Consider the following 19,587-nt stretch of genomic DNA (forward strand, 5'->3'; position numbering starts at 1 on the left):
CCTCTTAATCTTCAAAAAATATCTTTTACTTGTCGATAGTTTCATGGGCAGATTTGTTTTTTTGTTTTAAGCAAGTATCAATCCAGTTCTTTGCAAGTGTTGGATTGGAAGCAAAATGAAAGTGCGTATACCCAGCAACAAGGTTACCCAATACACACCCCTCTTGTTTCGAACCGAATCTGCCTTTAGCTTCATAAGCATGTGTAAGTTCATCATCGGCTTCAAATGTCGAGTAGTGGAATTCATGTCCTTTGGCCTGCTCCATTTCATTGATCAAAAAATTGCCTGGAGTTCCTGTAATTTCTCTATACCCTAGTGCTGCAAGTTTTTTCTGCATTTTAATCCTGCCCGGAATAATGCCTGCCATCTGATGCGTTTCTCCGGAAGTCGTTTCAATCGATTTGCTCAAAAACATGAAACCGCCACATTCCGCTAGAGTCGGCATCCCTTTTTCAATGGAGCTTCTGATGGATTTGATAGCACCCACATTACCGGAAAGTTCAGCTGCAAACTCCTCAGGAAAACCGCCTCCTAGGTATAAACCATCAGCATCCAATGGAACTTCATCCCCTTTCAATGGAGAAAAATACTTGATGGTCGCCCCAAATGCTTCAAGCAACTCAAGGTTTTCCTGATAATAAAAATTGAAGGCTGCATCTTTTGCGACGGCAATGCACACTTCCTTTTCATTTTGGGGTTGAAATATATTTGAGTTTCCACTGGAAACGGGGCTTGTCTTGGATAAATGGTACAACTGATCGATATCGATCGTTTCCATGACTAATTGTGCAAGCTTAGCGAAAAACGGATTTAGTTCCCCGCGTTCAATAGCTGGAATTAAACCCAAATGACGGCTTGGAATATCTATATCCATTTCCCGCTTCATATAACCAAGCACCGGTACATCGCATTCTTGCTCAATGGCTGATTTGACAATTTTGTAATGCCCCGCACTTCCCACTTGATTGGCAATGACACCAATGATATTCGGACCGGTCGAAAAGGCCTGAAATCCTTTTACGATGGCAGCTGCACTCCGTGCCATGCTGGCACAGTTGACTACCAACAGGACAGGGCTTTGCGTGATGATGCTGATTTCAGCCGTCGATCCTGTATTGGATAAAGGACTTTTGCCATCGAAGAAGCCCATGACTCCTTCGATGATCGATATATCAGATCCGGTACCTGCTTTGGTAAGAATTTCCCGGACAGTGTCATGTTCGAACATCCAACTGTCAAGATTGCGTGAAATCCGTCCTGTAACCGCTGTATGATAAGTAGGGTCAATATAGTCAGGACCACATTTGAACCCTTGGACAGTATAGCCTTTCTTCTGGAGGGCTGCCATGATTCCGATGGTCAATGTCGTTTTACCGACACCGCTTCCGGTACCCGCAATTACCAATCTTCTATCGTTCATATTTGCTTCTCCTCCTTAAAAAGGTATGATGCCAACTGAAATGGTTACGTTACCCGATTTTTTCTTAACCAGCTCCAATTGTTCAGCTTTAGCATAAATCCTCACAGCCGGTTCACTCACACCATATGCACCCGTGTATTTAAATACTGTTTCCGATGGCGCTTCGATTTTGGCTTGATTAAGCTCTTCCGGTTCATAATGCACGAATTCCCAGCCGTATTTTTCAACTACTTCAATCAAGCCGATTTCGTCTTTCTTTAAGGAAATTGTACAGATCGCTTTAACGCTTTTTAATGAAAACGATAATTCCGCTAGTGTTTCTGCAATCACCTGCTCAATTTCAGCTGCCTCTGTTCCCCTATTGCACCCGATACCGAGAGCAATGACTTTTGGCCGATATACAATACCATTTTCAAGGATCCCATTTTCCGACTGGCTAAGAATACGGTGAGTTACGACCAGCGCTGCTTGCGGTTTTGCTTGAAGCGCTTCTTCAATGGATGGGTATACGATTATGCGTTCGGGTAATGCCGTTTCATAAGTCCACCAATTCCGTTCACCTGATTCCTGTACAACGGCAACATGCTCTTCATTGACAACGGACGCACTCACTGGCGTCAATTTTTCTGCAGAATCCCAAATCCAGCCGAAGCGCTGTCCGAATAAGTCGACAGGAATCGTTTTTTGAACATCCGAAGCCGTGGTGATTATAGCTCTTGCGTCAAGCGATGCAGCAACTTCCTTAGTCAGTTCATTCGCTCCTCCCAGATGCCCTGACAGTACACTGATGACATTTTCCCCTTTATCATCAATGACAACGACACCCGGATCCGTTTTCTTATCCTTCAAAATCGGTGCAATCATCCTGACTACCGCACCGAGTGAAATAATTAATATGATTCCTTTATATTCCTTGAATAAAGCGGGTAATAGCATACGGACACTGCCCGAAAAAAGCTGGATCTGTTTTTGCTCTTCGTCCCCTTTTTCAAACTTGCTCATGTAATATAAATCGGAATTCGAAAAAACGGTATGTAATTTTCGTGCCAGCTCGACACCATGCTTTGTAATCGCCACGATCGCATAAGTATGAGACCGTTTAATGGGAGCAAGTTCCGCTTCTTTCAGTTCAATGATCATGGCTTAACACCTTTTCTGAAACCGTGGGTAAAACTCGCATCATATAATTTGGATCGGTATTCATCTTTATCATGGATGGTTGGGTCCAACGCCCATCCAGCCAGAATCATCGCATGCTTGCGGATACCATTTCGACGCATATCATCATCTAAGTTCACTAACGTGGTACGGACGATTTTTTGGTCCGGCCATGTTGCCCGTTGAATGACTGCTATCGGAGTATCATCCTTCCAACCGGCTTCTTGGAGTTCTTTAACGATTTTTTTAGTCAAGGTCGCACTCAAGAAAAGGGCAATCGTACAATGGTGACTTGCCAAATCACGTAACTTCTCAAATTCCGGAACAGGCGTACGTCCTTCAGCCCTCGTCAATATGAGTGTCTGAGTTAAATCAGGGATAGTCAGCTCTGCTCCTATTGCAGCTGCCGAGGCGAATACCGAACTTACGCCCGGGATCACCTCATAACCAATACCCTCTTTCTTCAAAAGGACAATTTGTTCCATGATTGCACCGTACATGGCAGGATCCCCTGTATGGATTCTAGCAACCATCTTTCCTTCTCTAACACGCTCAACCATGATGCCAACAATTTCCTCCAAATGCATACCTGCCGTTTTTAGCACCTCGGCATCGGGTTTTGCCTTAGCAATCAATTCTTCATTCACTAATGAATCCGTATATAAAATCACATCAGCCGTTTGGAGAATGTTCAATCCTTTTACAGTTATCAAATCCGGGTCACCCGGGCCAGCGCCTACAATATATATTTTCATTTTCTCACCACCATCAATGTTAAGTATTCTAGTTCAAGTCCTTCCAATTCACTCACTTTCCAAATCACTTCTTCATCGGAAGTGACTTTGGTTACGACCGAGGCCTTTTCAAGCAAGTCCAAATCTTTTAAAACGGCAATCATTAAATCGATGACCTTTGCCACTTTGATGAACACCACGGCATCATGATCTTCGATCGCCTTCTTCATCGCTTCATAGTCATCCCTTGCAGGAACTATCGCAACATGATCATCACCATCAGCCAAAGCGATGCCCAGCCTTGACGCTGACCCATTAAAAGAAGAAATGCCCGGGACTGTCTTGATTTCGACTTCGGGATGCAACTCCTGCATCAATTTCATCATATGTATGAACGTACTATATAAAAGCGGATCACCTTCCGTAACGAAAGCAACATCTTTACCTTCATTTAATTTTTGCCAAACTTTTTCGACCGTTCCGTTCCATTCCCGATCCAAAATCGCTTGATCTTTCGTCATCGGAAACACCAGCCCCAGCATATCCTTCTCTTCAGGACGAATGTAAACTTCAACAATGCGATGGGCGTAGCTTTTACTCCCTTTTCTTTTTTTTGGATACGCAATGACCGGAGATTCCTGAATCACGCGAAATGCCTTTACTGTAATAAGCTCTGGATCGCCCGGGCCCACGCCAAGGCCAAATAATGTACCAAGATTACTCATTCATGTCTTCCTTTCGTTGTGCAGTAATGATATACACAGGATTAAGCGGAACAAATCTGTTCATTCCCAATATTGGCTTACTTCTGGAGATTTGGGCATGCATGATGGAAGTGTGAAAACCAGCTTCAGCAAATGCCTCATTAGCCCTGTAAAGATTCTCAATCGTCGCAGCATTCAGAACGATTCTGCCGCCTTCTTTCAGTCGTTTGCAGCATGTATGGATGAGATCTGCCATTTCGCCGCCAGTCCCGCCAATGAAGATCGCATCAGGATCCGGAAAAGTTTCCAGTCCTTGCGGAGCTTTTCCATGAATGGCCGTTATATCTGTACGGAATTTATGCTGGTTTTGATAACAGTTTTCTAAATCAGGCTCATTTTTTTCAATTGCGAAAATTTGGCCTTCGGATGCAAGCTTGGCCGCTTCAATTGCCATTGAGCCAGTACACGTCCCAACATCCCAAACGGTGCTGTTTTTCCTGAGTTTCAACGCTTGCAGGCTTAATACCCGAATTTCCTTTTTGGTTATGAGGCCTTTGTCGGGCTTACGCTGCGAAAATTCTTCATCTTCTATCCCCAAGGCCCAGCTTGGACCTTCTGATTTTCTTTTCAAAATGACGACATTCAACGGCGAGAATTCCCGCTCCACCATTTCTTCAAGTTCATACCAGCCAGAGTCTTCGGTTTCTCCTTGAAGATTTTCAGCCACAAATGCCCGGTATTCAGTCATTCCGAATGAAATGAGATATTTAGCAAGTTGATTTGGACTATTTTCGATGTCAGTAAGCAAAGCTACTTTCGCTTTCCCATCTATCCTTTGGGCCAGACCTTTCATACTGCGGCCATGAACACTGACTAGGAAGGCATCTTGCCAGCTTTCACCCATTTTTGCAAAAGCAAGCTGAATTGAACTGAAATATGGGTAAACCTCTATGTTGATTTTGCTTGAAAGATAACCTCCCATTCCATAAAATAATGGGTCACCGGAAGCTAAGACAACTGTTGGACGAGTTTCATCCCGCAGTTGTTCCACCACCTTTTTCAAACCGCCCTTTATGACAATCTTCTTGCCAGAATAGTTCGGAAAAAACGATAAGACCCGTTCACCTCCGACCAGCACTTCACTTTCTTCTATCCATTGGATATATTGGGGCAGCAAGCTTTCCTGACCGTTATCCCCTATCCCGATTAATTTAATCGATTGACTCAATTCCAACAGCCCTTCCCAGTAATTGTCCCTTCAACGAATAAATCGCCGTTTCCATTTCAATTCCGCCCTTCACTTGCTTTATGGCAGAGTGACAGCAGGATTCACATAGTTTATTAAAAAAATCAAAATTATTTATCGCTGACATCATGTCCCCGACTTGGGACGCCGTGTTTGCATTCTTGATTTCAAGAACAAGATCATCTTCAGCTCCGACGCTTTGGGCTATTTCCGATAGAAAACCGAAGTCGACCGGGGCACTTTTTGAATGCACCATCATCACACCTTGGGCCACTTTGGAGAATTTCCCCATCATGCCGACCAATGATACCTTTTTAATTCCCTGTCTCTTACATTGCTTAAGTGAGAAGCCCACAAAGTCACCCATTTCAATAAAGGCTTCCTCAGGCAAATCCTGGAGAAGGCCCATCGCATACTTTTCACTGCGCCCGCCAGTAGTTAAGACAAGATGCTCGCAACCACTCGCTTTGGCGACACTGATAGCCTGGACGATGCTTGCCATATAGGCTGAACTGGAAAAAGGGACGACAGTGCCCCTTGTTCCTAAAATGGAAATGCCTCCCACAATCCCCAAGCGGCCATTTAATGTCTTTTTCGCTATTTCTTCACCTGCTGGCACGGAGATGACGACTTTCACTCCTCTATTGATCTTAAATTCTTCCAATGTTTGTTCCACAGTGGTTAAAATCATTTTGCGCGGTACAGGATTAATGGCCGCTTCTCCTACAGGGACAGGAAGCCCGGGTTTGGTCACACGCCCCACACCTATCCCTCCATCCAGGATAATCCCAGGTGCCTCCGACCAGCTGACCGTAGAGATAATATGTGCCAGATGGGTAGCATCGGGATCATCTCCGGCATCTTTGATCGTTTCAGCACTAACCGCATTTTCCGATATATCATATTTCTCAATAGTGAAAGTGGCATCTCGCCCGATGGGCAAGGAAATCGTCGCTTCCTCAAGTGCATCCCCCGTGATCAATGCAGTCAATGCCGCTTTAGTCACGGCAGTCGAACATGCCCCTGTCGTATACCCATGACGCATTTGTGATGGATCTTTTTTTACTTTCTTTTCCATGATTTTTAACTATCAGCTAAAAGGGAAATCGCGTTCAATGCAGCAACAGTGACAGTACTTCCGCCTTTTCGGCCAATATTCGTAATGAATGGAACCTCGGTGATCTTAGCGAGTTCCTCTTTAGATTCCGCTGCAGAAACAAACCCAACAGGCATTCCAATGATTAAGTCCGGTTTTGCAATCCCTTCTTTAATAAGGCGAATGAGCTCAAGTAAAGCTGTAGGTGCATTGCCTATGGCATAAATGCCCCCTTCATTTTCCTTAACGGCTTTTTGCATCGAAATGATCGCCCTTGTCGTATTCAACCGTTTTGCTTCGACCATCACATCCGGATCTGAAATATAGCAATGAACGTCCCCGCCGTGTTTTTGAAATCTTTTTTTGCCTGTACCGCTCTCGATCATTTGCACATCCGCAATGACATGTCTACCTTTACGAATGGCTTCCACACCAGCTTGAATGGCATTTGGATGGATGATGACACTTCTTCCCAATTCAAAATCCGCTGAAGCATGAATGACCCGGCGGACGATCTTCCATTCATCTTCAGAAAAATCATGATTGCCCATTTCTTCAGCAATGATTGAGAAGCTATAATCATATATTTTGTCTGGATCTACCGTTAGTGGTTTAAAATCCGTTTTAAAATCCATCTTGCATTCCTCCTATTTTTCATTTAGTTGTTTATTCAACTCGGCGATGACATGATCAAAACTGGAATGAACATTTTGATAGTCAACATCCGGTCGCGATATCATGATCGTCTCTATTCCACATTCCAACGCTGCTTCCAATTTCTCGTCAACCGCACCGACCTTGCCACTTTCTTTCGTAATCATCAATGTGACCCCATACTGTTCATATAGAGCTTTATTTAATTCTTTGGAAAATGGCCCTTGAATCGCAACGATATTTTTTTGTTCAATGCCCAGCTGCACACATTTTTCCATATTGTCCATGCGTGGCAGCATTCTCGCTATGACTCTTGTATTCTCTAGCCCTACCAATTCTTTTGCGAACACGGCCAGGGTTTTACTTCCTGTCGTAAGCATGATGACTCCCCGTTTCACAGCAGCGAGCTTGGCAGCTTCCTCATAATCACGGACAACTATCAATTTATCATTCTGAAACCGTTGACTTTCACGCTCATAACGAATATAAGGGACATTTGCTGCCTTTGCTCCGTTAAGGGCGTTCTTGGATGCTTCTTCGGCAAATGGGTGACTTGCATCAACTACTGCCTGAAAACCTTTTTCAGAGATTAAAGATGTCATATCCTCTGCAGTTAATCGGCCAATCCGGGTGGATATGCCTGCATCTTGCAAACTTTTAGCTGCCGACCCGGTTACAACAGTTGCCAAAACCTTGAATCCCACCTGCTGCATCTCAATCGCTAATTCCCTTGCATCACTTGTACCCGCCAAAAACAAAATCATTTTGACGTCCCCACCACTTGCCCATCGTGATTGTGATGATGGTCGTGATCATGGTCGTGATCGTGGTCATGATGGTGATGATGGTGGGCATGTCCATGTTCCTCGACATGTTTACGATAGTTTTCCAAATCACGTGCCCCGCTTGATCTGCCCTCACTAGCTTCAATTACACGTTCTTGCAGAATGTTCTGTAATGTTGGATGATATCCAAAATACTTCGCCAAAATGAATTCTTGATCTTGATATTGCTCTTGATAGCCTTTCAGCATATCCTCCATTCTTTCCATCAACACACCTGTGAAGAGGAAATATGGCAGCATCACTACTTTTTTTGCCCCTAAGCGGATGCATCGTTCAATACCTTCGTCAACGTGCGGGTCCGTTACACCCATGAACGCTGCTTCGACCCATTTTACGTTCAATTTTTCCCATAATAATCGTGAAATTTTATATATATCACTATTTGCATCAGGATCACTGCCACCTCGGCCAATCAGCAATATTGCTGTCTCAGCCTGTTCAGAAGATGTATCGAATCCCGCTTCCTCAAGACGGTCTGTCAGGATTGTCAATATATCAGGGTGGACCCCGATCGTTTGGCCATATGTGAATTTCACTTCTGGATACTTTGTTTTCCCATCCTCTATTTCAGCTGGGATATGTAATTTCGAATGTCCTGCATGCAACAAAATGATCGGTATGACGATAACTTCAGAAGCCCCTCGTTTTACACAATTATCAATGCCTTTGGATATATTCGGTGCCGCAAATTCCAAGAAGCACGTTTCTACAAGGAAGCGCCCATCCAATGCTGGAATCATATTTTCAATAAAATGAAGGACTTCTTCGTTTCCCGAAGCCAAACGGCTTCCGTGTCCTACGAACAAAACTGCTTTCATTTACTTTCCCCCTCTTGATTAGTCTTCACAAGGCGCAGGCTCTATGTTTATTTTGGGAGCGATGTCCTGATAAGAGAAATTCTGTATCTTTTTCGAACGTTTGAAGTATTTAAAAAGCCGCTCATTTGGATGGGCATTTTGCTTATACTCTGCGACAATATCGGTAATCAGTTCAACAAGCTGTTCCGGTTCAATGCCTTCCGCAACAGGCTGACCTGGATGGGCTGTTCTTCCAACCGGTTTAGCTCCAAGAAATAAGTCAAACTTCCCTTTTCGGAAGACAATTCCGATATCATCCATCACAGCACTATAACAAGCCATCCCACACCCATTAAAACCGATGTTAAGTTCCTTTGGCATTTTCATTCCGCCAAGCACCCGATGTATTTCATCCGCATAAGGAATGGATTCGGTTTTTTCACCATCACAGAAATCACATGCTTTTAATGTCAGTACATCTCCAATCGGTGACAATAGAAAGTTTGCTGACTGCAATTTCCCCGTAATGACTTCCGGATCCATTGTCGGAATCTTTAATATGATTTTATGATTTGGCGTGTATTCCATCGTGCCTTTTTCCCCGACAACTTCCGCAAGTGTCATCATTTGTTTGGGAGTGAATTGTTTATTCGCCACACCTGGACTAACGGCAAGTTCGAATACCGACTCCATTTTTTGCTGAACAATCGGCTCAATGGATTGCTGAACGGTTTGACCCTTGACTCTTGACAGTGCTTCCATTGCCATTTCAAAGGAAGCTGGCTTCTTTTCAGGTGCTTTTGTAAGTAATCCAACTCCTCCAGAGGATTCGGTGAAGGCTTCTTGATCTAATGCCCACGGTTCCGCTTCTTTTTGCAGACGCTGATGCGGCCTCAATGGTTGCTTTTCCGAATTCAATGTATATTTCCTCTGATAGCCTCTTGGTGTAATGATTTTGTCATCATATAAAAAGGTGGATGAATTACCAATAATGACGGTGGTCAACATTCCAATATCGTGGTTCAACATCTCTTTTAAATTGGTTATGACAATATCCTGCCTATCGCGATAGGCACTTTTCACCAACCCGACAGGTGTATCGGGCGAACGGTAGCGAAGGAGAATGTTCTGTGTTTCAACAATTTGCCTCGTCCGCCTGCCACTGCGCGGATTATACAGGGCAATGACAAAGTCCGCCATTGCAGCTGCTTCAACCCTTTTAGCGATCAGTTCCCAAGGAGTTAAATGATCACTGAGGCTGATTGTACACGAATCGTGCATGACTGGTGCCCCAAGTAAAGATGCACAAGAGTTGATTGCAGAAATGCCAGGAATGACTTCAATGCCCACTCCAGTTTCTTCTTTCCAGCCTTTTTCAATCAATACTTCATAAACCAACCCAGCCATCCCGTAAACCCCAGCATCCCCGCTGGAGATTACCGCAACTTTCTTACCCAGCTCCGCTTGTTTCACTGCTTCCTGAGCACGTGATACCTCTTCAGTCATCCCCGTACTAATAATCGTTTGATCAGTAAGCAGTCCCTGAATGAGTTCAACATAAGTTTTATAACCAATGATGTAGTCACTTTCTTGAAGGGCTTCGACAGCACGTTTGGTAATGTGCTCAAAATTCCCAGGTCCAAAGCCCACGACGAATAATTTACCGTTTGTACTCATTAAGACATCTCCTTTTACGCTTTGTTCTTTGAAATACCCGTATGAGCAGGAAAATTGGGATTGGATATCATTTCCCCATCATTGAATTGGTAGATCATTTGTGGAACAAACTCCCCATCATCGATATGGCTGACAATTTGGCGGCCGAAATCAGGCGTCTCCACTCGATACCAGTTTCCTTGAGGATAGGCAATCACAACGCAGGCATCTTTACATCTTCCGTTACACCGTGTCCTCGTTGTATGGATTTTCATGTCCAGTCCTTTGGAAGTAATTTCATCGCGAATCGCCTGGGTTACTTCTTCCCCGCCCTTTTTCATACAGCTGCTTCCATTACAAATCAACAGATGTGTATTTGTACCCATTAAGTTCCAAGTAGTCATCTTCTTCCTCCTGCGTTCAGGGAAAAGGCAAAATAAAAAACCTTAACATAAGAGTCAAGGTTTAAAAAAACTATATGGATGAGGAGCCCCAGGCAAGAATGCCCAATCTCCTAAAATCGTCATAGTCCTTCTACCTTTCCCTCCGAAAAGTATCATGCAATTTTAAAAGCAGGTTTCCTGGCTTACGCTTCATTTTACCTTGTCCCTTCCCGGCAACAATGCCAGTGGCTATCGACAATTTCATCAGCGTTTACAGTAGCGGGGGCTGCATCGGTCTTTCACCGATTTCCCTATTATCCCTTGTATATTCACACAAGGGCACTTTTAAAATGAAATATTTGGTTTTATTATACATTTCTAACTAACTTTATCTATCATATAACAACTTTATCAAAATTCAATAGTTTATTCCGACTGTTTAGAAAAGTTTAATAGTGCATATCCTGTCAACAAGCCTTTCCTTGCAACAAACTTAGTCAAAAAAAAAAGATAGTGTAGCTGGAATTATTTCTTTATGGTACACTATACGAGAATTTTCTAAATAATTACATAAGTTTTATGGTGTTGAATTTTTTTGAATTCAGCTTAAAAGGGAAGCCGGTGAAAATCCGGAGCGGTCCCGCCACTGTAAAGGGGAGTCCTATTACTTTAACTAATCCACTGTCAAATGAGATGGGAAGGATGTAATGGGATATTGAACCAAAGCCAGGAGACCTGCCATGAAGCGTGAAACTGTTTCAACCTACGAGGATGGGTGTGCGGATCAGGCAGAAAGGCCCATTGTTGGTTTATGCTGCAAAATTCCTGTTCATTACGCACTTCTTTCCTTTGAAAGAAGTGCTTTTTATGTTGGGCGCGCCTTTCTTCTCAAGTTTGATCAGAAAAATTAAAAGTTTTGAAAGGAGAAAGAATGAAAAAAACCAATTGGAAGACCATTTATTTTGTCATTTTACTGCTTTTCGTCCCAAAACGGGCAATGGCCATGCATATCATGGAGGGCTTTTTACCCATTGAATGGGCTATATTCTGGTGGGCCGTGACGCTTCCATTTTTACTCCTGGGTTACCGGTCCATTAGAACCAAAGTAAGGGAAAACCCAGAAACAAAAATGATGCTTGGACTATCGGGTGCATTTGTATTCATTTTATCCGCCCTAAAGATTCCTTCCGTTACGGGAAGTTCTTCACACCCTACCGGAGTTGGTCTGGGCTCCATTTTATTCGGTCCATTGGCCATGAGTGTCGTTGGCTCCATCGTTCTATTATTTCAAGCCGTTTTACTGGCTCACGGAGGATTGACGACATTAGGGGCCAATGCATTTTCCATGGCCGTTTGCGGACCGCTCATTGCTTACTTCGTCTTCAAGGGCGCAACTAAATTGGGTTGGTCCTTTTCACTTGCCGTGTTCTTGGCTGCTGCTTTTGGAGATTTGGGAACCTATGTGGTAACTTCCATTCAACTTGCTCTTGCTTTTCCATCCGAGGTAGGAGGATTCATGGCCTCTTTCAGTAAATTTGCAGGGATTTTTGCCCTGACCCAAATTCCCTTGGCAATCAGTGAGGGGTTATTGACAGTCGTCGTGATGAATTTCTTAAAAAAATACAATCTAGGCGAATTGAAGTTGCTGCGAGTTTTATCTAAGGAGGCCCGTTAACATGAAAAAAAGTTTACTGCTGCTTTTCCTGGTCGTCGTTCTTGCTACCATACCGTTAATCACGCAACAAGGAACGGAATTTGGCGGTGCCGATGGAGAAGCTGAAGAAGCCATCACTAAAATCCAGCCGGAATACAAGCCATGGTTCAACAGTATTTGGGAGCCGCCAGGTGCGGAAACCGAAAGTTTATTATTTGCGCTGCAAGCTGCAATCGGAGCCGGTTTCATTGGTTATTTCATAGGTGTAACGAAACAAAGGAATAAGCAAACCAAACAGGAAATTCCCGGAAAATCGAAGCATGTTACTCATTGATAAATATGCCTATTTCAATGGGCTAAAGGATGTACATCCGTTGGAAAAGATGGTTTTTGCACTCTCCCTTTTGCTATTTTCGTTAACGGTAAGGGATATGACCGTTTCGCTCATCACTTTTACGGTGATGAGCGCTTTAATCATTTTTGCGGCAAAAATCCCGTTTTCTTATTATCTTAAATTACTTCTATTACCGGGATTTTTTATACTATCAGGAACCATTACCATCCTTTTTTCTTTTACAAGCAAATTTACTTCGCTTTCGAATATATGGTGGTCCTGGAAGGTCGGGAACTGGCAGATATTCATCAGCGATGACAGCATAGGAACAGTGATCGATTTGATCATTGTCGTATTAGGCAGCATCAGCTGTTTATATTTCCTCACCTTAACTACACCCATTACCGTCATTCTATCGGTGATGCGAAAACTTAAAGTGCCTTCCTTATTGGTCGATTTAATAGAATTGACCTATCGCTTCATCTTTATTTTTTTAGAGACAGCTTTGGCCATTCACCAATCACAAGCTTCACGGCTGGGGTATGGTTCGTTAAGGAAAGGCATTCGATCTCTCGGATTACTAACCTCATCATTATTTTTAGGAGTATTGCAGCGCTCTGGACATTTGACGATGGCCATGAACGCAAGAGGCTATCAGGAGAACCTTTCCTATATCGAGGATACTTACACCTATTCCTCACGTAATTGGCTGATCGCGATTGTAATACTAGGAAGCTTAATCTTTATTAATGGATATTTGTAAATTGGAGGCAACCCAAGAATGGACGAGCATATTTTTCATATAGAAGGCCTCACCCATCAATTCGCGGATGGAACGTTTGCTTTAAACGATCTTTCGCTAACGATCCAACACGGTAAAAAGATAGCATTACTAGGCAATAATGGTGCCGGCAAATCAACTTTATTCCTCCATTTAAATGGTCTTTTACAACCTACGGCAGGAAAGATCAGATTTAAGGGCAAGAAAATGAAATATGACCGTAAAGCCTTATTATCATTACGAAAACAAGTCGGGATTGTTTTTCAAGATCCCGACTCGCAGCTCTTTTCCGCTAATGTACAACAGGATATATCGTTTGGACCGATGAATTTAGGATGGGATAGAAATACAGTCCAGGAGAAAGTAAATTGGGCGATGTCTGAAACGGAAATAACGGAACTGAAAGACAGACCCACCCATTTTTTGAGCCTCGGGCAAAAAAAACGAGTCGCCATTGCAGGGGTACTCGCCATGGAACCTGATGTCTGGCTCTTGGATGAGCCTACAGCTGGATTGGATCCTTATTTCTCAAGACAGATCATGGCTCTGCTTGACAGTATCCACCACCATCACAAAACGATAATCCTATCAACTCATGATGTTAATTTAGCATATCAATGGGCTGATGAAGTCGTTGTCATGAACGATGGTAAGGTCATATACCAAGGGGATCCCGTATCCGCTTTCCATGATGAAGACGTTTTGCAGCAGGCACATCTGGAGAAGCCGTGGGTTTTTGAAATGTTTCAAGCCCTTCTTCAATCAAGGGAACCTTTAGTACGGGACCTTTTCCCAAGAACGAAGGAAGAATTGCTTCAAATGTTGGAGACTGAAAGGATTTATTAATTAAGCATCCCCTAGCTATTGTTTCCTCTTTCCAAAAGCTAGGGAATCTTTAAAATAGCAGGAGATCATTCTTGTTCCTAAAAAACCAAAAATCTTATTATTTATTACTTTTCTTCCTCAGTTCTTTCTTTTGCAAGCTCAATATCTCTTCCGTTCACATCATCAACGACTGCTTTTACCTCCCCTTCCGCATAAGTATCTGAAACTTGTTCGTGTGTTGTAGCCAGTCCAGAAGATAAATTATCTTCCCGTTTATAATCACTAACATCATATATTCTTCCGGCAATTTCTGAAGATTCATTTTTTGATTGCTTGCTATCCATTTTTTTCACTCCTAGTTTTTAAATTGTCGAATCATCCATTGACAGCAGTATTAAGACATAGGTATTTTGTGTAAAAACTGAAGCAATATTCAATAATGATAAAAAAAGGGGGGAAAAGGCAAAAAAAGCTTACAAGTAAAATCCCCTTTCAAGGACTTTACATGTAAGCTTATTGAGAGCTTAGGCTTCCTTCTTCACATCCACATTATCGGATGGGTCACCCCAACATTCCACATTCTTCAAGCCTTTAATATTGTTCACATGGAAGACAGGGTTTTTCCCACTTTTCTTTTGCTTTTGATAATCCGCCAATGCAGCAAATGCAATCTTCCCTAGTAATGCTATGGCGATCAGGTTGATAATGGCCATAAGGGCCATCAGCAAGTCAGCCAATCCCCAAACAAAATCCAGTGAGGCAAGAGAACCGAATATCACCATCCCTACGACTGCGATACGATAGATGTTTAACCAAAACTTATTCTCATTGATGAAGCCAATGTTCGACTCTCCATAATAATAGTTGCCCACAATGGAGCTAAAAGCGAATAACAGTACAATGATGGCAAGGAAAATACCCGCCCAAGATCCCAATGCCGTTCCAAGGGCATTTTGGGTAAGGACGATTCCATCCGTTTCCTTCGATGTATAAAGACCTGAAAACAAAATGATGAAGGCAGTCGAACTGCAAATGATGAGCGTATCGACAAAAACACCTAGTGACTGAATGAGCCCTTGCTTGACGGGATGACTGACGTCTGCCGTCGCGCCAGCATTAGGTGCACTACCCATCCCGGCTTCATTTGAAAATAGGCCGCGCTTGATTCCCTGCATCATGGCTGCTCCCAGTACTCCACCAGCCACTTCTTTTATGCCATTAAATGCACTTTCAAAGATCAGAACAAAAATACCCGGTAACTCGGTAATATTCATGATGATGATAATCAACGCCACTATCACATAGGCTCCTGCCATGATCGGAACGATGACCTCAGAGACCTTTGCAACCATTTTGATCCCGCCAAAAATGATGACAGCCGTGACGATTGCCAGGATGACAGCCGTAACCCACTTTTCAATCCCAAACGATTCGTTGAATGCGCTTGTAATCGTATTGGCTTGTACCGAATTGAAAGCTAGTCCGAATGTCAGCGAAATCAACACAGCGAAAGTGATGCCCATCCAGCGGGCATTCAATGCTTTTTCCATATAATACGCAGGACCGCCGCGGAATGCATCCCCATCCTTGACCTTATAGATTTGAGCAAGTGTACTTTCAATGAAAGCCGAAGCAGATCCGATCAGTGCTATTAACCACATCCAGAAAACGGCTCCAGGGCCGCCCGTCGTGATCGCTATGGCAACACCTGCAAGGTTACCCGTTCCTACCCGGGAAGCCGTACTAATACAAAATGCCTGAAAGGATGTCACACCTTTTTTTTCCGCAGTGGCCCCTTCGCCCAATAGCCGGAACATTTCCCTTATCATTCTGAATTGAACAAACTTCGTGCGGACGGAAAAATAAAGACCCAATCCAATCAACATGATGATCAATATGGAAGACCATAACACATCATTTGTCTCACTAATAAAATTTTCTAAGATCTCCATTAAAACAAACCCCTCTACTTCACGCTAATTATTATTACAAAACATATACAGCTATAATTTATTTCCCTATTCATTGGGGAGATAAACAAATGAAGCCATAAAAAAAGGAAATTCCGTAATGAATCTCCAATACAATTATATATTATATCCTAACACACTATTTTTTTCATTCATGAATTAGTGTAATCTATCGAAATATATACTATTTCGATATTATTTCCTTTGGATAAAAATCTTTCATCCTCACTTCATTTAACATTCGCTGTAACAACGTTAATAAAATTCCTAATCAAAACAACCTGGATATAGAAAAGCCTCACACGACCTGTTTCCAGATTAACGTGCGAGGCTTATTTTGCATTCCTTTCTCTCTTACATTCTGGTTAGCTGTTGGTCTCAATGTTGAAATTAAATCTTTTATGATATCCTTTTTTCTGCCTCTCCTAGATGGTTAGGATACCTTGTGCAAACATCTTTCTTAATTCTTTCTTATCAATTTTTCCAATCGGCGTTAATGGAAACTTATCTAGAAAATAGACTACTTTAGGAACCATATACTTTGAGGTTTTTTGTTTGCAGAAATCAATTAATTCCTCACTAGTACAGTTCACCCCTTCTTGCAGTGATGCAACGACACACACTACTTCCCCCCAATCTGGATGGGGAACACCTATGCAAGCACTTAATGCAACAGAAGGGTGGAGGTTCACCACCCGCTCAACTTCTGAAGAATATACGTTCATCCCGCCTGAAATGATCATATCTTTCTTTCGATCTACAATAAAAAGGTAACCGCTTTCATCCCATTTGCCAATATCACCAGTGTAGAACCAGCCATCACGGATGGATTCCTGGGTAAGATCAGGTCTTTGATAATAGCCTGCCATCATCGCTGGCGATTTTACGATAATTTCGCCAAGCTCGGAAGGTTTTACATCATTTCCTTCTTCATCAATCAATCGAACTTCAGTAAGCATGCACGGTTTTCCACAACTTTTCAAAATTTCCGAATTATTATGATAAGCCCATACATGAGCGCTTTTCGATAGTCTTGTAATGACAATATTACATTCTGTCATGCCGTATTGCTGGCGCATAATGGGCCCGAATACTTCAAAGGCTTCTTTAAGGCGCTTTTGTGAAATTGGTGATGCGCCGTAGAAAATATTGCGCATGGAGCTCATATCATATTCCATCTTCTTTGTCTGATCAAGTAGTCTGTATAACATGGTCGGTACCATGAATGTAGTCGTAATTTCATGTTCCTTTATCGCCCGTATGAATTCTGCAGCGTCGAATGATCTCATCACATAGACATGGACGCCCGAAACAAGGGATCTCCAAAGTAATGAACCGGCTGAATGCACAATAGGCGTACTTAGCAATACTCGGTCTCGGTCGTCAAGTGGGTCTTCGATAGCGGCAGAAAGCATGGCGGCGCCGAGTCCCTTCTGGGAATGCATGACGCCTTTCGGTGTACCCGTTGTTCCGCCTGTATATGACAGTAGTGCAATGTCTTCCGCTTCAGCTAAAGGCAAGTCTAAATTATTTATTTCATCGGGCCATTGAAACCGTTCAAACTCCTCTGGATAATTAATAGTAAAGCCAGGAAGCCCAATGACATGGACATCTTCCTTCTTCATTTCTTCCAAATACTCATAGAAGGTGTCAAAGTGCGTCTTTGTAGCTATTATGACCACTTCTGGTTTTGCTTCCTTAAGGATGAATTGTATTTCTCGTTTCCCCAGTTTTTCACTTAATGGCACTAAGGTAGCTCCACATTGCTGGATGGCCAAACCAAACATCACACTTTCCAAACTGTTTGGAATGATGGTCGCTATGCGGACACCCCTTCCCGCACCTAAGCGAAGTAAATAAGAAGAGATAAGGTTTGTTTTCTTCCATAACTCGTCGTAGGTTATCGTTTCACCGGTTGGCAACAAGGTAATTGCGGGCAGTTCGCCGAATCGTTTCATTCCTTTATTCAACAGTGACTGAAATGTCAACTTATGCAGCATGTATTTTTTCCTCCTTCGAAAAAGGTTTTACCCTTTTAATAATGCTTTGGCAATTGTATTTTTTTGAATTTCCGAGGTTCCGCTCAAAATCCGATACATCCGTGCGCTCCTGTACATTTTTTCTACAGGATGACCTTTTACCAAGCCTTTGGAGCCAAAAATTTGGATGGCCTTGTCAGCCACACGGCTATTTACTTCTGAAGCAAACAGCTTTGCCATGGACGTACCGGCGCGATCCTCTTTTCCTTGATCAATTTTTTCAACCACATCATAGACCATGCACCTTGCTGCATAGATTTCCGTCGCCATTTCTGCGAGCATATGCTGAATTGCCTGAAAATCACCAATGGGCCGGCCGTGTTGGATTCGCGTTTTAGCATGCTCAATAGATAAAGTCAGAAGGTGTTGAGCCATTCCGATAAAGCCGGCCGCATGGGAAGCGCGATTTGTGTTTATTCTCTTTAATCCGAGCAGCAACCCTTTTCCTGGTTCTCCAATTATATTGGCGGCAGGCACTCGACATTGATTGAAATTCAATTCAGCATGTATGCGCTCTCCTGATAGGGGAACTTGAATGTCTCCTAGTTCGAACCCCGAATGTTGGGGTGTTTTTTTATCTACTAGGAAAGCAGTGATTCTTTCTTTTTCTCCTTCCTGAGATTCTTTCGCTATGACAATGGCGAAATCAGCATAGGGTGCAGCACTGATAAAATGTTTTTTTCCATTCAATATATAAACATTTCCGTCTTTAACGGCTGTTGTTTCGATAGCAAAGGCGTCCGATCCGGCATTTGGTTCTGTAAGGGCAAAGCAGCAGCTCGCTTCCCCCTTCACGACGGGCATCACATATTTTTCTATTTGCTCCGGTGTAAAGCTTTCCAACATCTGACCAATTCTTAGCGGCCCGCCAATCTCGCCGATAACCTGCCCCCATAACACTGCTCCGGAACGGGCCAATTCTTCCTTGAACATGCATAATCCTTTTAAGCTAACATCTTGTCCACCATACTTTTCAGGGAGGTTAATTCCGTAAAAACCCAATTCCCTGGATCGTTTTCTTGCCCATTTAATGGCTTCCATCGGGATATCCTCTTCAGCGTTCAATCCATGCTCCTGTTCATATGGAAGCAATTCATCTTGAATGAAATCCTGCAACTTTGCTTGAAGTACCTCTAATTTCTCTTCCTGCGTTATTACCATAAGTTTCCCCTTTCATCTTTCGATTCTTGTCATACTGTTCGAATATTTATAATCTTATAAAATTAATTTTAAATGTAAATAATATTTAAGTAAAATAATGATATGTGATATTAATATAAGGAAAATTGAT

Annotated in this window: 20 protein-coding genes and 2 riboswitches; of the genes, 5 read left to right on the forward strand and 15 right to left on the reverse strand. The window is 42.8% G+C overall.

Annotation, left to right across the window (positions count from 1 at the left end; all coding sequences use genetic code 11):
- Positions 1-25 precede the first annotated feature (25 nt).
- The 11 genes from N0M92_RS13200 to N0M92_RS13250 are packed head-to-tail and all read right to left on the reverse strand — an operon-like array spanning position 26 to position 10,714.
- Positions 26-1,420 carry a cobyrinate a,c-diamide synthase gene (locus N0M92_RS13200; RefSeq protein WP_260286187.1) on the reverse strand — a complete coding sequence of 465 codons (1,395 nt, stop codon included), beginning with the start codon at positions 1,418-1,420 and terminating at the stop codon, positions 26-28.
- 15 nt (positions 1,421-1,435) lie between these two features.
- Complete coding sequence (locus N0M92_RS13205) at positions 1,436-2,560, reverse strand: cobalt-precorrin 5A hydrolase (protein WP_260286188.1); 1,125 nt, start codon at positions 2,558-2,560, stop codon at positions 1,436-1,438.
- Positions 2,557-3,333, reverse strand: a complete 777-nt coding sequence (cobM, locus tag N0M92_RS13210; RefSeq protein ID WP_260286189.1) for a precorrin-4 C(11)-methyltransferase — start codon at positions 3,331-3,333, stop codon at positions 2,557-2,559. Before cobM ends, N0M92_RS13205 begins: the two co-directional genes overlap by 4 nt.
- Complete coding sequence (gene cobI, locus N0M92_RS13215) at positions 3,330-4,037, reverse strand: precorrin-2 C(20)-methyltransferase (RefSeq protein WP_260286190.1); 708 nt, start codon at positions 4,035-4,037, stop codon at positions 3,330-3,332. Before cobI ends, cobM begins: the two co-directional genes overlap by 4 nt.
- Entirely contained in the window at positions 4,030-5,244 is a 1,215-nt protein-coding gene (gene cbiE, locus N0M92_RS13220; protein WP_260286246.1) for a precorrin-6y C5,15-methyltransferase (decarboxylating) subunit CbiE, read from the reverse strand. The genes cobI and cbiE overlap by 8 nt, the downstream gene beginning before the upstream one ends.
- The gene (locus N0M92_RS13225) at positions 5,228-6,340 is read right to left on the reverse strand and encodes a cobalt-precorrin-5B (C(1))-methyltransferase (protein WP_260286191.1); all 1,113 of its coding nucleotides are present in this window, start codon (positions 6,338-6,340) and stop codon (positions 5,228-5,230) included. Before N0M92_RS13225 ends, cbiE begins: the two co-directional genes overlap by 17 nt.
- Before the next feature lie 5 nt (positions 6,341-6,345).
- Entirely contained in the window at positions 6,346-6,993 is a 648-nt protein-coding gene (locus tag N0M92_RS13230) for a precorrin-8X methylmutase (protein ID WP_034312499.1), read from the reverse strand.
- Positions 6,994-7,005: 12 nt separating this feature from the next.
- Entirely contained in the window at positions 7,006-7,776 is a 771-nt protein-coding gene (gene cobK, locus N0M92_RS13235; protein WP_260286192.1) for a precorrin-6A reductase, read from the reverse strand.
- A complete protein-coding gene (locus N0M92_RS13240) occupies positions 7,773-8,675 on the reverse strand; it encodes a sirohydrochlorin chelatase (RefSeq protein ID WP_260286193.1) in 903 nt (300 codons plus the stop codon). The genes cobK and N0M92_RS13240 overlap by 4 nt, the downstream gene beginning before the upstream one ends.
- A gap of 18 nt (positions 8,676-8,693) precedes the next feature.
- Positions 8,694-10,331, reverse strand: coding sequence for a precorrin-3B C(17)-methyltransferase (gene cobJ, locus N0M92_RS13245; RefSeq protein WP_260286194.1), 1,638 nt, complete (start codon positions 10,329-10,331; stop codon positions 8,694-8,696).
- Positions 10,332-10,345: 14 nt separating this feature from the next.
- Complete coding sequence (locus tag N0M92_RS13250) at positions 10,346-10,714, reverse strand: (2Fe-2S) ferredoxin domain-containing protein (protein WP_260286195.1); 369 nt, start codon at positions 10,712-10,714, stop codon at positions 10,346-10,348.
- Between the two features lie 150 nt (positions 10,715-10,864).
- Positions 10,865-11,055: riboswitch (cobalamin riboswitch) on the reverse strand.
- Positions 11,056-11,256: 201 nt separating this feature from the next.
- Positions 11,257-11,450: riboswitch (cobalamin riboswitch) on the forward strand.
- Between N0M92_RS13250 and N0M92_RS13255 the strand changes: the two genes are divergently transcribed.
- The 5 genes from N0M92_RS13255 (at position 11,434) to N0M92_RS13275 (ending at position 14,308) form a co-directional block, all read left to right on the forward strand.
- Positions 11,434-11,604: a hypothetical protein gene (locus N0M92_RS13255; protein WP_260286196.1), complete on the forward strand. Its 171-nt coding sequence runs from the start codon at positions 11,434-11,436 to the stop codon at positions 11,602-11,604. (Overlaps the previous riboswitch by 17 nt.)
- A 20-nt stretch (positions 11,605-11,624) precedes the next feature.
- Positions 11,625-12,368, forward strand: coding sequence for an energy-coupling factor ABC transporter permease (locus tag N0M92_RS13260; RefSeq protein WP_260286197.1), 744 nt, complete (start codon positions 11,625-11,627; stop codon positions 12,366-12,368).
- A gap of 1 nt (position 12,369) precedes the next feature.
- A complete protein-coding gene (locus tag N0M92_RS13265; protein ID WP_260286199.1) occupies positions 12,370-12,681 on the forward strand; it encodes an energy-coupling factor ABC transporter substrate-binding protein in 312 nt (103 codons plus the stop codon).
- On the forward strand, positions 12,668-13,444 hold the full coding sequence (gene cbiQ / locus N0M92_RS13270; protein WP_260286200.1) for a cobalt ECF transporter T component CbiQ: 777 nt from the start codon (positions 12,668-12,670) through the stop codon (positions 13,442-13,444). Before N0M92_RS13265 ends, cbiQ begins: the two co-directional genes overlap by 14 nt.
- An 18-nt stretch (positions 13,445-13,462) precedes the next feature.
- Entirely contained in the window at positions 13,463-14,308 is an 846-nt protein-coding gene (locus N0M92_RS13275) for an energy-coupling factor ABC transporter ATP-binding protein (RefSeq protein WP_260286201.1), read from the forward strand.
- A 104-nt stretch (positions 14,309-14,412) separates the two neighbouring features.
- Here the strand turns inward: N0M92_RS13275 and N0M92_RS13280 are convergent, their stop codons facing one another.
- The 4 genes from N0M92_RS13280 to N0M92_RS13295 all read right to left on the reverse strand — a co-directional run bounded on the left by N0M92_RS13280 (position 14,413) and on the right by N0M92_RS13295 (position 19,457).
- Positions 14,413-14,631, reverse strand: a complete 219-nt coding sequence (locus N0M92_RS13280) for a YozQ family protein (protein WP_192204527.1) — start codon at positions 14,629-14,631, stop codon at positions 14,413-14,415.
- A gap of 180 nt (positions 14,632-14,811) precedes the next feature.
- Positions 14,812-16,239, reverse strand: coding sequence for an alanine/glycine:cation symporter family protein (locus tag N0M92_RS13285; RefSeq protein ID WP_260286202.1), 1,428 nt, complete (start codon positions 16,237-16,239; stop codon positions 14,812-14,814).
- A gap of 443 nt (positions 16,240-16,682) precedes the next feature.
- Positions 16,683-18,257, reverse strand: a complete 1,575-nt coding sequence (locus N0M92_RS13290) for a class I adenylate-forming enzyme family protein (protein ID WP_260286203.1) — start codon at positions 18,255-18,257, stop codon at positions 16,683-16,685.
- 27 nt (positions 18,258-18,284) lie between these two features.
- Positions 18,285-19,457, reverse strand: a complete 1,173-nt coding sequence (locus N0M92_RS13295) for an acyl-CoA dehydrogenase family protein (RefSeq protein WP_260286204.1) — start codon at positions 19,455-19,457, stop codon at positions 18,285-18,287.
- Between the last annotated feature and the right edge of the window lie 130 nt (positions 19,458-19,587).

The sequence above is a fragment of the Peribacillus aracenensis genome, assembly GCF_025175645.1.
GTDB lineage: Bacteria > Bacillota > Bacilli > Bacillales > DSM-1321 > Peribacillus > Peribacillus aracenensis.

Excerpts from the sequence above, each read along its gene's own strand:
- N0M92_RS13225 (WP_260286191.1), bottom strand. The coding sequence starts at position 6,340 with ATGGAAAAGAAAGTAAAAAAAGATCCATCACAAATGCGTCATGGGTAT.
- N0M92_RS13290 (WP_260286203.1), bottom strand. The coding sequence starts at position 18,257 with ATGCTGCATAAGTTGACATTTCAGTCACTGTTGAATAAAGGAATGAAA.
- cobM (WP_260286189.1), bottom strand. The coding sequence starts at position 3,333 with ATGAAAATATATATTGTAGGCGCTGGCCCGGGTGACCCGGATTTGATA.
- N0M92_RS13255 (WP_260286196.1), top strand. The coding sequence starts at position 11,434 with ATGAAGCGTGAAACTGTTTCAACCTACGAGGATGGGTGTGCGGATCAG.
- cobK (WP_260286192.1), bottom strand. The coding sequence starts at position 7,776 with ATGATTTTGTTTTTGGCGGGTACAAGTGATGCAAGGGAATTAGCGATT.
- N0M92_RS13295 (WP_260286204.1), bottom strand. The coding sequence starts at position 19,457 with ATGGTAATAACGCAGGAAGAGAAATTAGAGGTACTTCAAGCAAAGTTG.
- N0M92_RS13250 (WP_260286195.1), bottom strand. The coding sequence starts at position 10,714 with ATGACTACTTGGAACTTAATGGGTACAAATACACATCTGTTGATTTGT.
- N0M92_RS13285 (WP_260286202.1), bottom strand. The coding sequence starts at position 16,239 with ATGGAGATCTTAGAAAATTTTATTAGTGAGACAAATGATGTGTTATGG.
- N0M92_RS13260 (WP_260286197.1), top strand. The coding sequence starts at position 11,625 with ATGAAAAAAACCAATTGGAAGACCATTTATTTTGTCATTTTACTGCTT.
- N0M92_RS13230 (WP_034312499.1), bottom strand. The coding sequence starts at position 6,993 with ATGGATTTTAAAACGGATTTTAAACCACTAACGGTAGATCCAGACAAA.
- N0M92_RS13240 (WP_260286193.1), bottom strand. The coding sequence starts at position 8,675 with ATGAAAGCAGTTTTGTTCGTAGGACACGGAAGCCGTTTGGCTTCGGGA.
- N0M92_RS13280 (WP_192204527.1), bottom strand. The coding sequence starts at position 14,631 with ATGGATAGCAAGCAATCAAAAAATGAATCTTCAGAAATTGCCGGAAGA.
- N0M92_RS13205 (WP_260286188.1), bottom strand. The coding sequence starts at position 2,560 with ATGATCATTGAACTGAAAGAAGCGGAACTTGCTCCCATTAAACGGTCT.
- N0M92_RS13275 (WP_260286201.1), top strand. The coding sequence starts at position 13,463 with ATGGACGAGCATATTTTTCATATAGAAGGCCTCACCCATCAATTCGCG.
- N0M92_RS13265 (WP_260286199.1), top strand. The coding sequence starts at position 12,370 with ATGAAAAAAAGTTTACTGCTGCTTTTCCTGGTCGTCGTTCTTGCTACC.
- N0M92_RS13200 (WP_260286187.1), bottom strand. The coding sequence starts at position 1,420 with ATGAACGATAGAAGATTGGTAATTGCGGGTACCGGAAGCGGTGTCGGT.
- cbiQ (WP_260286200.1), top strand. The coding sequence starts at position 12,668 with ATGTTACTCATTGATAAATATGCCTATTTCAATGGGCTAAAGGATGTA.
- cobJ (WP_260286194.1), bottom strand. The coding sequence starts at position 10,331 with ATGAGTACAAACGGTAAATTATTCGTCGTGGGCTTTGGACCTGGGAAT.
- cobI (WP_260286190.1), bottom strand. The coding sequence starts at position 4,037 with ATGAGTAATCTTGGTACATTATTTGGCCTTGGCGTGGGCCCGGGCGAT.